12 protein-coding genes are annotated in these 14088 nt (G+C 40.6%); 4 read left to right on the forward strand and 8 right to left on the reverse strand.

Going from position 1 to position 14088, the window contains the following annotated elements; genetic code table 11:
* Positions 1-8 precede the first annotated feature (8 nt).
* The 4 genes from trmH to gmk are packed head-to-tail and all read right to left on the reverse strand — an operon-like array spanning position 9 to position 3824.
* On the reverse strand, positions 9-725 hold the full coding sequence (gene trmH / locus J6836_RS18905) for a tRNA (guanosine(18)-2'-O)-methyltransferase TrmH (protein WP_219245402.1): 717 nt from the start codon (positions 723-725) through the stop codon (positions 9-11).
* A 5-nt stretch (positions 726-730) separates the two neighbouring features.
* Positions 731-2848, reverse strand: a complete 2118-nt coding sequence (gene spoT, locus J6836_RS18910) for a bifunctional GTP diphosphokinase/guanosine-3',5'-bis pyrophosphate 3'-pyrophosphohydrolase (protein WP_219245403.1) — start codon at positions 2846-2848, stop codon at positions 731-733.
* Positions 2849-2867: 19 nt separating this feature from the next.
* The gene (rpoZ, locus tag J6836_RS18915) at positions 2868-3143 is read right to left on the reverse strand and encodes a DNA-directed RNA polymerase subunit omega (RefSeq protein WP_004262665.1); all 276 of its coding nucleotides are present in this window, start codon (positions 3141-3143) and stop codon (positions 2868-2870) included.
* 57 nt (positions 3144-3200) lie between these two features.
* The gene (gene gmk / locus J6836_RS18920; protein WP_219245404.1) at positions 3201-3824 is read right to left on the reverse strand and encodes a guanylate kinase; all 624 of its coding nucleotides are present in this window, start codon (positions 3822-3824) and stop codon (positions 3201-3203) included.
* A gap of 311 nt (positions 3825-4135) precedes the next feature.
* Between gmk and ligB the strand changes: the two genes are divergently transcribed.
* Positions 4136-5854, forward strand: coding sequence for an NAD-dependent DNA ligase LigB (gene ligB / locus J6836_RS18925; protein WP_219245405.1), 1719 nt, complete (start codon positions 4136-4138; stop codon positions 5852-5854).
* A 23-nt stretch (positions 5855-5877) separates the two neighbouring features.
* Here the strand turns inward: ligB and J6836_RS18930 are convergent, their stop codons facing one another.
* Positions 5878-6492 carry a trimeric intracellular cation channel family protein gene (locus J6836_RS18930; protein WP_206085224.1) on the reverse strand — a complete coding sequence of 205 codons (615 nt, stop codon included), beginning with the start codon at positions 6490-6492 and terminating at the stop codon, positions 5878-5880.
* Between the two features lie 143 nt (positions 6493-6635).
* Here J6836_RS18930 and J6836_RS18935 point away from each other — a divergent pair, with 143 nt between their 5' ends.
* A complete protein-coding gene (locus J6836_RS18935; protein ID WP_255586264.1) occupies positions 6636-7943 on the forward strand; it encodes a DUF3748 domain-containing protein in 1308 nt (435 codons plus the stop codon).
* A gap of 280 nt (positions 7944-8223) precedes the next feature.
* On the opposite strand, the gene J6836_RS18940 is transcribed toward J6836_RS18935, so the two are convergent.
* Entirely contained in the window at positions 8224-8559 is a 336-nt protein-coding gene (locus J6836_RS18940) for a YceK/YidQ family lipoprotein (RefSeq protein WP_219245406.1), read from the reverse strand.
* A gap of 391 nt (positions 8560-8950) precedes the next feature.
* Here J6836_RS18940 and J6836_RS18945 point away from each other — a divergent pair, with 391 nt between their 5' ends.
* A complete protein-coding gene (locus J6836_RS18945; protein ID WP_219245407.1) occupies positions 8951-10609 on the forward strand; it encodes a putative transporter in 1659 nt (552 codons plus the stop codon).
* Between the two features lie 341 nt (positions 10610-10950).
* Here J6836_RS18945 and J6836_RS18950 read toward each other — a convergent pair whose 3' ends face one another.
* Complete coding sequence (locus J6836_RS18950) at positions 10951-12207, reverse strand: valine--pyruvate transaminase (RefSeq protein WP_219245408.1); 1257 nt, start codon at positions 12205-12207, stop codon at positions 10951-10953.
* A 205-nt stretch (positions 12208-12412) separates the two neighbouring features.
* A complete protein-coding gene (locus tag J6836_RS18955) occupies positions 12413-12976 on the reverse strand; it encodes a DNA-3-methyladenine glycosylase I (RefSeq protein ID WP_219245409.1) in 564 nt (187 codons plus the stop codon).
* Between the two features lie 201 nt (positions 12977-13177).
* On the opposite strand from J6836_RS18955, the gene glyQ reads away from it, so the two are divergent.
* Positions 13178-14086 (forward strand): glycine--tRNA ligase subunit alpha, encoded by a 909-nt coding sequence (glyQ, locus tag J6836_RS18960; RefSeq protein WP_004262647.1) that lies wholly within the window; start codon positions 13178-13180, stop codon positions 14084-14086.
* Positions 14087-14088: the final 2 nt, after the last annotated feature.

Below are 14088 nucleotides of genomic sequence, written 5' to 3' on the forward strand. Positions count from 1 at the left end.
CCTTTTCCTTAACCAAATTGTTGTCTTTTCATTTTTTCAGTTAGCTGCATTTGTACCCACCAATCATCAGTGGCTTCAATTTGCCCTTGTTCATTGATATGCGGGCGTGGTAAACCTTTGCGTTTAGCCACTTCGGCAAGCACGGGGTAACCCCCTTCAAACAGCCACTCTTGTTGTTCTTGTTCAGATAAAACGCTATGTTCACGATCGTACATTCCTGCTAATTGCCGCTGTCTTTGCGCTTCATAGAGTATTAAGGCGGAGGCGACGGAAACATTCAATGATTGAACCATGCCTGCCATAGGAATGATGATGTGCTTATCTGCCAGTGCGAGTGCTTTTTGTGAAATTCCTTTTTTTTCTTGCCCCATCATAATACACGTTGGGCGGGTGTAATCAATTTCACGAAAATCAACGGCATGTTCGGACAAGTTTGTTGCTAATACCTGCATATTTTGTGATTTTATTTGTGAAATAGCCTCTTCAGTTGACTGGTGAGAGGTAACTTTTACCCAGCTGTTACTGCCAGCAGCGGAAGAGACAGATAATTTGACGTGTTGATCAGGCCAACAAATAGCATGGATTTGGTGAATACCCACAGCATCAGCACTGCGGACTATCGCAGAAACATTATGAGGTTTATGGATTTCTTCAAGGCAAATCGTGAGGTCTGGCTGCCGCATCGCCATCATTTGGCAAATGCGGCGGTAGCGGCGTTCATTCATATTCGTTAGTTACGGTTTCGGCTTACGCGTAGAACATCCGGCATGATACGTATCTTACGCATAACATTTGCCAGTTGAACACGGTTTTTAGTGGTAAGGCGGATAAAGGCACAGTATACGCGGCCATCTTTTTCCTCAGTATTCATACTCTGAATGCTTGAGTTGGCATCATTAATTGCAGCCGTAAGATTTGCTAACGCACCTTGATGGTTAATCATATCTACCTTGATTTCAGCGATGAAATCGGTGTCTGTTTCGTTATCCCATTCAACTGCCATAAATTTATCAGGCTCTTTTTGATAGCCACGGATATTACGGCAAGATTCATGGTGGATAACTAGCCCTTTACCAGGGCTAATATGCGCCACGATAGGGTCACCAGGAATAGGGCGACAACATTTCGCAAAGGTGATTAAGACGCCATCTGCACCTTTAATAGAAAGCTTATTACGGCTCTCAACGACAACCTGATCTTCAGGTGTGGTTTGTGGGTTGTTTTGCAAGTTCCTTGCGACGACAACACTCATTGCATTACCTAGGCCAATTTCGGCGAGTAGGTCATCAATAGAGTTGAGCTTCATACGCGCCAGTTCTGCATCAATATTACTTTGTGGAATATCGGTGAGTTTATTACCCGCTCCTAGCGCATGATTAAGCAGTCGGCGACCAAGATTAATCGAATCTTCGCGTTTTAAGTTTTTCAGTAACTGGCGAATTTTAGCACGAGCTTTTGAGCTGACGACAAAATTAAGCCAAGCGGCATTTGGACGAGCACCCGGTGCAGTAATAATTTCAACAGTTTGGCCACTTGCTAATGACTGAGAAAGTGGATAAGGTTGGCGGTCAACACGCGCACCAACACAGGCATGGCCAATATCGGTATGCACTGCATAAGCGAAATCAACAGGGGTTGCACCTGTTGGTAATTCAACAATACGACCTTCAGGGGTGAAAACGTAAATTTCATCAGGGAATAGGTCTGACTTCACGCTTTCGATAAATTCGAATGAACTACCTGCACTTTGCTGTAATTCAAGCAGGCTTTGCATCCAACGTTGCGCTCTGACTTGCGCGGTAGTACCTTGCTCGCCTTGCTCTTTATAAGCCCAGTGGGCTGCAACCCCCATCTCTGCCATTTGGTCCATATCTTCTGTACGAATCTGGACTTCAACTGGCACGCCATGCGGCCCAATTAAGGAGGTATGGAGGGATTGATAACCATTGGCTTTAGGGATGGCAATATAGTCTTTAATACGCCCCGGACGCGGTTTGTATAAGCTATGCATCTGACCTAAAACACGGTAGCAAGTATCTACGTCTTTGACGATGACCCTAAAGGCATAGATATCCATGATGGAATGGAAACGTTGCTCTTTTTGGTGCATCTTGCGGTAGATAGAATATAAGTGTTTTTCTCGACCACTGACACGACAAGGAACACCTGCTTCAGTGAGTCGACCGTCAATCTCAGAGAGAATTTTTTGGATCATCTCTTTGCGGTTACCACGAGCCGCTTTAACGACTTCTTTGATAACTCGGTAACGGTTAGGGTAAAGCGCTTCAAAACCAAGCTCTTCGAGCTCAGTTTTTATATGATGTATGCCCAGCCGATGTGCCAGCGGGCTATAAATCTCAAGGGTCTCACGAGCGATGCGACGACGCTTATCTGGCCTTAATGAGCCTAAAGTGCGCATGTTGTGAGTGCGGTCTGCCAGTTTTATCAAAATGACGCGAATGTCTTTGACCATCGCCATAATCATTTTGCGGAAGTTTTCTGCTTGAGCTTCTTTTTTGTCGCGAAAGTTTAGCTTATCAAGTTTGGAAACACCTTCAACAAGACCTGCGACGGTTGTTCCAAATAATTCTTCTATGTCCTGAAATGTTGCTGGAGTATCTTCTATCACATCATGAAGTAGCGCAGCCATTAATGTTTCATGGTCCAGACGCATTTCAGCAAGAATACAAGCAACAGCGACAGGGTGAGTAATATAAGGCTCACCACTTGAACGGGTCTGTCCTTCATGGGCATCCCGTGCGACAACATAGGCTTGTTTTAGTAATTCAATTTGCTCTTTAGGGAGGTACTTTTGAATAACTAAATTAAGGCTTTCAAACAGATACAAGGCAGACCCACCTTAGTAATTAGCGACGACCTTCAGCGATAGCAGAAACTGCCTGCATTTCAGCCGCTTCTTGCTCTTGCTGTTCTTGGCGTTCACGCACATCCAAAATGTGACCGTTAATTAAACCTTCTTCTACTTCACGTAGCGCGATAACTGTGTATTTATCGTTTTCTTCAGGAACTAAAGGGTCTTTTCCACCGGTTTGTAACTGGCGAGCTCTACGCGCTGCAACCAATACGAGGTCAAAGCGGTTACCAATTTTTTCTACTGCGTCTTGAACAGTTACGCGTGCCATAAGTGTGCTACTCCAAAAGAAATAAAAAAATGACCTGATATGATACTGAAACTATTCTCAGTCTGCTAGTAATTTGCTGATTAAAGCATCATGTCTCTGTACTTGGCGCCCTAATCTTAAGCGTTCAGTGCGGATAATGGATTGTAAATCGCCTAATGCAGTGTTGAAATCATCATTAACGATAAGGTAATCATACTCGTTGAAGTGTTCGATTTCACCTACTGCTTGTGACATTCGTTTTTCAATTACTTCATCACTATCTTGGCCGCGGCCACGTAGTCTACGATAGAGTTCGTCTTTTGATGGTGGGAGAATAAAAATGCTGCGCGCTTCCGGCATTTTAGCCCTAATTTGTTGCGCTCCCTGCCAATCTATATCGAGAAAAACATCCACTCCACTTTTTAAAACGTCTTCAATAATAGGTTTAGACGTTCCATAGTAATTTCCAAAAACACAAGCGTGCTCTAAAAAGTCACCATTTTCGACCATTTGTAAGAAATCAGTCTCTGATACAAAGAAATAGTGCTCACCATGAACTTCACCTGGGCGTGCAGCTCGTGTTGTATGAGAAACAGAAACTTGTGTGTCATACAATGGTTGTGTTTTCAGTAGAGCCTGAATGAGGCTTGATTTACCTGCACCACTAGGTGCAGAAACAATATATAACGTACCTTGTATCATGATGATTTCTTGAATAGTCGAGGATTAAACATAAAAGATGGTGATAAACCCCACATAGTATACACATACTTCTATCAACATGCAGCGATATCAATAAAACATGAATAACAGAGAATAGAAATTTGATCTATGAGTAATTTGCGAGCCGCTTCCAGAAATTAATTGTTTATTCCTGCAAATCTTATTTGTCTTGCGAAGCTTTTCGCAAAAAAAACACATTTTGGTGTGAGAGTTAAGAAGAATGCTTTCATGCTTCAAGATATAAAGCGTGGTGGGTATATGGAGTAGTTAGTTATTCACAAGGAGTTGTTATGGCATATTTTATGGATAAATGTAGGGGTAACTTAGCGTTTATTATAGGCTTTTGTGCTATTGGTTTTTTAGGGATTGGAAATATAACCTTTGCTGCCAGTAATGTTGAATTAGATGAGCGCTGCAAATTAGGTGGGATGAGTAAAATTGAGCAAGAAAGCCATCGGTTAGGTGCTCAGCTACAGCAATGGAATCAAGTTTATCGGTTATCTGGAAATAGCCAAATTAGTGACGAAGCGTATGACCAATTACTTTATCAGTGGCAATCTTTACGTCGTTGTTTGGGACTCTCTGAAGAACTTCCCGAAGTTGTGCTACCTAAAAAGGCACAGCTGACGAAGCATCCCACTCCCCATACAGGGTTGAAAAAACTCACAGAATCTAAGGTATATGAATGGGTCGATTCTCGCCGTGAAATTTGGTTACAGCCTAAAGTTGATGGTGTGGCAGTTACACTTGTCTATCAAAATGGTCATCTCATTTCCATGATCAGCCGTGGGAACGGTATTGAAGGCCTAGAATGGCGAGATAAAGCAGACTTTATTTCTGCTATCCCTAAGCAGATTAGCTTACAAAAAAATGTTGTTTTACAAGGTGAGCTTTTCTGGCAATTGAACGAACACATACAAGCAAAGGATGGGGGGATTAATGCTCGAAATAAAATAGCGGGTTGGCTAATGCGAAAGACAAGCCCCCAAAAAAATGAACCAAATATCGGAGTTTTTATTTGGGCATGGCCAGGTGGTGAATCAGAACCTGAAAAGCAATTTGAGCATTTAGCCCTGCTAGGGTTTCCGTTAGCAAAACAATATAGCCACAGAATTGAAAATAAAGCCCAAGTAAAGCAATGGCGTGAGTACTACTACCAAAGTAAGCTCCCTTTTGCCACGGATGGCATTGTACTAAAAAATTATCCATTTCCAGATGTATTGGCGTGGCAACCAAATCAAAATAGTTGGGCAATTGCATGGAAATACCCATTACGTAGTGTTGTTTCAGAGGTTAAGCATTTACAGTTTAAAGTTGGTCGAACAGGGCGGGTCAGTGTGGTTGCAACAATTAACCCAATCAATCTTGAAGGGAAAAATATATCCAAAGTGAGTGTTGGGTCATTGGCATCATGGGAAAAGAAAGATTTAATTGAGGGGGATAAAGTCACTGTTTCCCTTTCAGGTCTAGGAACACCAAAAATAGAAAATGTAATTTGGCGACTTGAAACACGCGTCTACCCAGACCTTTCTACCTTTGAGCGCTTCAACTCACTCAGTTGCCTCACCTATACAGAACACTGCCTACAACAGTTTGTTGCGCGTTTAACTTGGCTGGGTAAAAGCTTAAAAATTAAAGGGATCAGTGAGGTTACATGGCGAGATTGGGTTGAAAATCATCAATTAACTGAGTTAACGACTTGGTTACGGCAGGATTGGCAAAACGCATTACCGAAAAATAAAAGAAACTCTTCTTCAATCAAACAATTTCAATCAGTTAAATTTCAATTAACACCTTTATGGTTAAAAGGTTTAGGTATCCCTTTGCCAAAAACGAAAATTGAGCAACTCATAAGGTTAGAAGGGCTTCATGATAGCGTTGAAATTGAGCGATTGAGCTTAACTCGAAAGCAAAAGGAAAAGCTAGAAAAATGGTTAGCTACGCCAGAGATTCAACTTGCGTTGCAGGCTATACAGAAATTAAAAGCAAATGAGTCATTAACTGAATAATTAATGACTCAATAAGATGAAGGCTAATCTTGGTTTTCGTAGTTGAATATCGGTAATCCAAGTCGGTAGCGAATTGCGATTAACCGTGCACTTAATCCGACTACAAGGGTAATGATAACGACGATGTCTTGGGGCAGTGGGGTTTGCAATAGGCCAATATAAATCCATGCGGCAGCAAAAGAGACCCCAGCATAGACTTCTTTTTGGAAAACCAAAGGGATGGTATTACACAGCATGTCCCTAAGGACTCCACCAAATACACCCGTAATAACGGCAGCAATTGCGGCAATAATAGGGCTATAATTCATATCAAGTGCGATTTGAGCACCAAGAATAGAGAAAACGATTAATCCAATAGCATCTAAAATAAGAAATAGGCGGCGCAAGTGTTTCATCATCGGTGCTATCCAGATTGTGACAACAGCGGCGCCAGCAACAGTTAGGATATATTCTGGGTGTGCGACCCAACCTAATGGATAATGTCCAAGTAAAATATCGCGCACAGAGCCACCGCCTATCGCGGTTGCAGAGGCAATAATAATGACACCGAAGACATCCATTTTACGTCTACCAGCGGCAAGAGCGCCAGTCATAGCTTCAGCGGTGATACCAATAATATAAAGCACACTTAATAACATAATGGTTTTATTCAATATTAAAGTTATTGCTAAAGGGTAATATTACTTTTGAAATTTCTCGACTGAGATTTTCTAGTACCATGCAAACTAGATTAGTTAAAGTAATCCGACAGCTATATTAAATGATGTGAAAGGATAACAGATTGAATAGTAAATTGCCTTATAAAGAAACACGTTTAACGAATGGTAGGCGCAGTCATCAGCTCACAAATATTAATGTGTGGACACCTGATAGCCAGTGGATAGCTTATGATGTTCGGCCAAATGGCAGTTCATTTACTGGCTTATCGATAGAAAAAATTCATGTAAATACACTGCAAGAGATAGAAATTTATCGTGCTAGCCATGGTGCTCATGTTGGTGTTGTTACCGTGAGTTCGCATCAACCCCCTCAATATGCCTTTATTCATGGCCCAGATTACCCCGACGAACAATGGCATTATGATTTTCACCATCGTCGTGGCGTCTATGTCCATGACGATCAACTGAATGTGACTTATCCTATTGATGCGATGTGTATTTCTCCCCCTTATATTGCAGGAGCCCTTAGGGGGGGAACTCATGTCCATGTGTATAGCCCTGACGGTAAATGGCTAAGTTTTACGTATAACGACCATGTGATGCATGAGTTAGATGTGAAGCTGGATCAGCGGAATGTCGCTATTGCTGTACCTGCGGGGGTTGTTAATGTTGAGCCGAAAAAACATAATCGTGAATATGATGGTGATTACTTTTGTTGCGTTGTGACTCAGACTACAGCAGAGCCTAAGCCTGATAGTGATGAAATTAGTCGTGCATATGAGGAAGGCTGGGTTGGGCTTCGGGGTTACCAAAAACAAGATGGTCAATGGCAAGAAAGAGCACTTGTTTTTATTGGGGATACACATACTCAGGATGGTGAGGTGATCCCAGAAGTTTTCATTGTAGATTTACCTTCACAGCCCCAACTTTGCATGATTTCAGGGGAAAAACCACTTCAAGGGACGGAATCAAGTTTGCCAGCTCCACCAAAAGGTGTGCACCAAAAGCGACTGACTTATACGCACCAGCGTAAGTACCCAGGTTTGGCGAAACTGCCGAGACATTGGCTTCGTACATCACCAAATGGTAAATCAATTGCTTGTTTGATGCATGATGATTTTGGCAATGTGCAGCTATGGTTAGTTGATAGTGTTACAGGGGAATTGAATCAGATTACTCAGGGCGATTCTTCGATACAGTCCGCGTTTAATTGGGATAGTCAAGGTGAGCATGTTTGTTTCGTCTACGAAAATAGTGTGGCCATTTGTCATATTGCGACAAAAAAGTTAATTCAATTAACTGAGCGTACTGAGCAAGCACCTAGTGCTGATGCGGTTGTATTTTCACCGAATGACAAGCTTATTGCATTTATGCGGGATGTTGATGGGTTCAGGCAACTTTATACTGTAGAAACGGGTCTACATTGTTAGGTATTTATCAGTTATTTACTGTTGTTATGAATAAAAGAGAAGTTGTAAGCTCTTTTATTCATAAATAACTTTATTTTATACTAAATAGCGCTCTAATTATTTTAGATTTTAACAATGTGATTTTAAAAAAAACTGAATGTTTAATATGGAGGTATTTAAGTTAAGTTGTAGCAGTGTATTGTTTCTCTGAAAATAATCTCAAAAATTTGCATAACTAATAAATAGGAATTAGCTCAGGCCCTATTTATTCCACATTTCAATTAATGAATAAGATGAATTTTCATTCCGAATGAATATTACTTTTTTTTTCTGTTTTTTCTTTTTTATCAATGTCTTCTAAACGTTTTTTAGGGGAGTCTTCTTTTCCATCATCACCTGACTTTGCATAGTCTAAAGGAATTAGAAGTGTATCCATAACGATAGAAAATGGGAGGTCAATTGCAAGAAGTGGCCTAACTACCCAGCCAGTCTCATCATCTTTAATCATTTTAAGGCTGTTTTTAGAGCCAGGGTAATAACCATCTGAAGGGCCTGCATGAGTCATAATACTAGAACAACCGCTTAAAAATAACGGTGTGATAAGAGCAATTATTTGTGCGGTATTTAAACTCGGCATACGGTGGTTAACCTATATTTTGCTAATTATTACTAACTTTCATCCATCATATCGAAAAACAAAAAATTCACAATCTCAGTGTTGCATTATTATTTAATTAAATGACATACATTCTTTTAATGAATATTTAATTATATCTTATTGAGGAAGATTGTTTCTTTTTTGTATTTATTCTTATGAGTTGTGAAGGACTTAAAAAAATAAAGAATAATTATTTTGATATTTGTTATCAATCTGAAAATTCAAAGACATAGAGATTTTAATTCGTTCTAAAGTGTGCTCTATGACACATCTTACTCTTTTGCTATTTGGCATAATCGATTCAGTAGTATGTTTTATCGCCGATTTAGGCTTGGTTTATGGGTAACTTGTCGTCAAAAGGATGCGGTCTATGAGTGAATTAGCTCTTACTGTAAGTTTGTTGGCGTTGGCTGCCGCTCTAGGGTTATGGATAGGTAACTGGAAAATCCGTAATGTTGGATTGGGGATCGGTGGTGTTCTTTTTGGGGGGATCATTGTCGGGCACTTTGCTCAACGTTATGGGTTACAGCTCAATAAGGATATGCTGCACTTTATTCAAGAGTTCGGTTTAATCTTGTTCGTTTATACTATTGGTATTCAAGTTGGCCCCGGTTTTTTCTCTTCACTTCGTGTTTCAGGGCTGAAACTTAACGGTTTCGCGTTAATGATAGTGGCTTTAGGTGCAATAGTGACTGCCATTATTTATAAAGTTGCCAATATTCCACTCCCTATTATTCTTGGTATTTTTTCAGGTGCAGTTACAAACACCCCATCATTAGGGGCGGGTCAGCAAATTCTGACTGATTTAGGCTCAGACCCAAACCTGGTTGGTCAAATGGGGATGGGGTATGCAATGGCCTACCCAATGGGGATCTGTGGAATATTGTTAGTGATGTGGCTAGTGCGGATTATCTTCAGAATTTCAGTAGATAAAGAAGACTCTGCCTTTAATAGTACAAATTTCCAACAGCGCGATGCATTGCAAACCATGAATATTGCGATCCGTAATGCCAACCTTGATGGCTTAATGATGCAAGATATTCCATTACTTGGTAGTGAAGCGATTGTGTGTTCAAGGTTAAAACGTGGCGATATGCTGGTTGTTCCTCAACCAACGACGGAAATTCATTTAGGTGATTTACTCCATGTTGTTGGGCAAAAAGATGACCTAAATAAAGTGCGCTTGATATTAGGGGAGGAGGTTGACGCTTCTTTATCTACATCAAGTTCCATTTTGCATTCTGTTCGTGTGGTGATTACTAATGATGCGGTATTGAGTAAAAGGCTTAAGGACCTAAACTTAAAACAAAAATATGATGTGGTTGTCACTCGGTTAAACCGAACAGGGATTGATTTAGTTGCGAGTAATAATTCAGTACTGCAATTTGGTGATATTTTAAATATTGTTGGGCGGCCCGAATCTATTGAAGCGGTCACAGCATTGCTAGGAAATGCCAAACAAAAATTACAGCAAGTGCAAATGCTACCCGTTTTTTTAGGTATTGGGCTTGGTGTAGTTCTTGGCTCAATCCCAGTTTTTGTACCTGGCTTTCCTGCTGCATTAAAATTGGGGCTTGCTGGTGGGCCGCTAGTTGTCGCTCTTATTTTAGGGCGGATTGGTACGATTGGTCGCCTGTATTGGTTTATGCCACCAAGTGCTAACCTTGCATTAAGAGAGCTTGGTATTGTGATGTTCCTTGCGGTTGTTGGGCTCAATTCAGGCGGTGATTTTATTGAAACACTGATAAAAGGTGATGGATTAACGTGGATTGGTTATGGCCTACTGATTACGTTCGTTCCCTTATTTATTACCGGTATCGTGGCAAGGGTATTTGGTAAAATGAACTATTTGAGTCTATGTGGTGTATTAGCAGGCTCAATGACAGACCCTCCTGCGCTTGCATTTGCTAATAATATTCACCCAACGAGTGGTGCTCCTGCACTGTCCTATGCCACCGTGTACCCATTAGCAATGTTTTTACGGATTATTTCCCCGCAACTACTTGCGATTCTATTTTGGACTATTTAAGCCTTACGAGGAATAACGCTCTCTATTTTGCTGGAGAGCGTTTTTCTTTTCGTTTTATCTAGTTAAAATATTTAATATTTCAATTAGATAATGAGTTGTAGGTAAGGTAGGGGATCAGACAGTGAAATGAGGTATCCAAACATATAGCGGCTAAAAGTGCTTCTGTTCAAGCTATAACCAAACAAAAAAGATGTTCTAATAGATTTGAATGATATTCGTATTGAAAACGTTATTTGATTTCAATTACGGAGTTCTCGCTAATTTTTCGCCCTTTCTATTTGAAAGGGCTTTTTTTTTTTAAATTTGAGGGCGAGTCATTGTTAAGGCGGAGTTTTACTAGCCTAGCAAGTCACTTCTTGATATGCCTTTTCTAACTCTTCCGCTAATATTTTGATCCCTTTCTCAATGATTTCTGGCTCAGGAACATAATTCATTCGCATGCATTGGTGTGCATGTGGCCAGTCTTGCTCAATGCCCGGGAAGAAATAGTGGCCAGGAACCATCAGGACACCACGTTTTTTCAAGCGTTGGTATAACTCTAAGCTACTAATTGGTAAGTCTTTAAACCATAGCCATAAGAAAATAGCACCTTCAGGCTTGTGAATAAGACATTTATCTTCAGGTATATAACGTCGAATGATCTCGATAGCTTCTTCAACACGTTGTTTGTAGAAAGGCCCAATGACATTCTTAGACAGTGAGATTAAATCATCCCTTTTCAGCATTTCGAGTGCTAAAGCAGGACCAACCCCTCCAGGAGCAAGGCTAATAATGCCGTTCATGTTACTGACAGCTTCAATGATTTCTTCATTGGCAACAATGATACCGCAACGTGTACCGGGTAAACCAAGTTTAGATAGACTCATGCAAAGAACGACATTTTCATTCCAAAATGGTGTAGCTTCACTAAAGATAATCCCTGGGAAAGGGACACCATACGCATTATCTATCAGTAGCGGGATGTTATGTTGTTTGGCTAATTTATCTAAATGCTCAACTTCTTCATCCGTAATCACATTCCCTGTCGGGTTGGTTGGGCGAGAAACACAAATAACACCAATATCATCAGTGACTTCTAATGTATTGAAGTCAACGCGATATTTAAATTGACCATTAGGTAAATATTCGATTTGCGGTTTATTCGCAACAAACAGGTCATCATCGAGGCCTGAATCCGCATAGCCGACATATTCTGGGGCTAGAGGAAAGAGAACTTTGCGAGTAATACCATCTTCAAAGCGACCTGCTAGCAGGTTAAATAGGTAGAAAAAAGCACTTTGGCTGCCATTCGCTAGCGCGATATTTTTCGCACTAATATTCCAGCCTAGTTTTGCTTTTAGCGTTGCCGCAAGCGCTTTCAACATGGCATCTTTGCCTTGAGGACCATCATAGTTACATAACGTATCCGTCAATTGACCGTTTGCACACATTTCAGTTAATAATTCTTGGAAGTATTTATCCATCTCAGGAATATGAGCTGGATTACCACCACCAAGCATGATCGAGCCAGGGGTTCTGATGCCCTCATTCAGGTCTTTCATTAATAATGAAATTCCTGAGTTTTGAGCGAACTTATTACCAAATTTAGAAAATATCATTGCATTTATTCACATATGTCTATTAGGTTGTTAATGGAATTTAAAACATACTCTGCCCAATCATAGAGTTCAACCGCTTATTTTTATTTGTTTATAACTTAAAATATCGCAAATAAAGAAATAAACAGACATATGGTTTTAATTGTTAATGTTTTGATAGTTTATTTTTCTTTCTCAACGGTATGATCCATCTATAAATTCTGAATCATTTAAATTGGCAACAGTTAATTAAGTGGTCATTTATCATGCCAGTCGCTTGCATGAAGGCGTAGCAGGTGATTGAGCCAACAAACTTAAACCCTCGTTTTTTGAGTGCCTTGGAGAGCTTTTTTGAAAGTTCTGTTTCCACGGGGACTTGGGACGAATTTTCCCAGTGGTTGATTATTGGCTGCCTGTCGACAAATTCCCAGAGAAAACTTGAGAAGTCTTCTCCATTTTTCTGCATGGCTAAATAAGCGTTTGCATTTGCAATGATCGCATTGATCTTTAAGCGGTTTCGAATAATACGTGGCTCTTGCATTAGTCGCTCAACATCGTCTTTATTCATTAATGCAATATGTTGAGGATCAAATTGGTGGAATAATTCCCGATAGTTTTGGCGTTTTTTTAAAATCGTGTACCAAGATAACCCCGCTTGCTGCCCTTCTAAACAAAGCATTTCAAATAAATGCTGGTTATCATGATTTGGTTTGCCCCATTCATCATCATGGTAGGCAATATATTCAGGATCTTGATTGACCCAATGACAACGTGTCGGTGGTGTATCCATTTTTCATCCTTTTTCCAATCACAATCAACTTGCCTCAAAAACATAATATTTATACTGTATAAATAACCAGTTTAAAAGGGATGAAAGGATATTTTTTTATTTTTAGAATAAATACAGACATATTCAATGCTGTATATCTGCCGGTCAAAGGGTATACTGGCGTACTTTCATTAAATTTAACGTATCGCGTGCGGATCTAACATGCAAAAGTTTGATACCAAAACCTTCCAAGGTCTTATCCTGACATTACAGGATTATTGGGCGCGTCAAGGCTGTACCATTGTTCAACCACTGGACATGGAAGTCGGCGCAGGAACCTCCCATCCAATGACGTGTTTGCGTGCATTAGGCCCTGAGCCTATTGCTGCGGCTTATGTTCAACCCTCTCGTAGGCCAACTGATGGTCGCTATGGTGAAAACCCAAACCGTCTGCAACATTATTATCAGTTTCAGGTGATCATCAAACCATCACCAGACAACATCCAAGAACTGTACCTCGGCTCGTTGAAAGAGTTAGGGGTAGACCCAACTGTCCATGATATCCGCTTTGTTGAAGATAACTGGGAAAACCCAACGCTTGGTGCTTGGGGACTAGGTTGGGAAGTGTGGTTAAACGGGATGGAAGTCACTCAGTTTACTTACTTCCAACAAGTCGGTGGGCTTGAATGTAAACCAGTAACGGGTGAAATTACCTATGGTTTAGAACGTTTGGCAATGTACATTCAAGGTGTCGACAGTGTTTACGACCTTGTTTGGTGTGATGGCCCGTTAGGCAAAACCACTTATGGTGATATCTATCACCAAAATGAAGTTGAGCAATCTACCTATAACTTTGAATATGCAAATGTCGATTTTCTCTTCAAATGCTTCGAAGAATATGAGAAAGAAGCGCAACATTTGTTAGCACTGGAAACACCTCTTCCATTGCCAGCTTATGAACGCATCTTAAAAGCCGCTCATACTTTCAACTTACTGGATGCGCGTAAAGCCATTTCGGTTACTGAACGCCAACGCTATATTTTACGAATTCGTACCCTCACTAAAGGGGTTGCTGAGGCATATTATGCTTCACGTGAAGCGCTTGGATTCCCTATGTGTCATAAGAACTAAGA

Origin of the sequence: Providencia sp. R33 (assembly GCF_019343475.1) — a bacterium.
Classification (GTDB): domain Bacteria; phylum Pseudomonadota; class Gammaproteobacteria; order Enterobacterales; family Enterobacteriaceae; genus Providencia.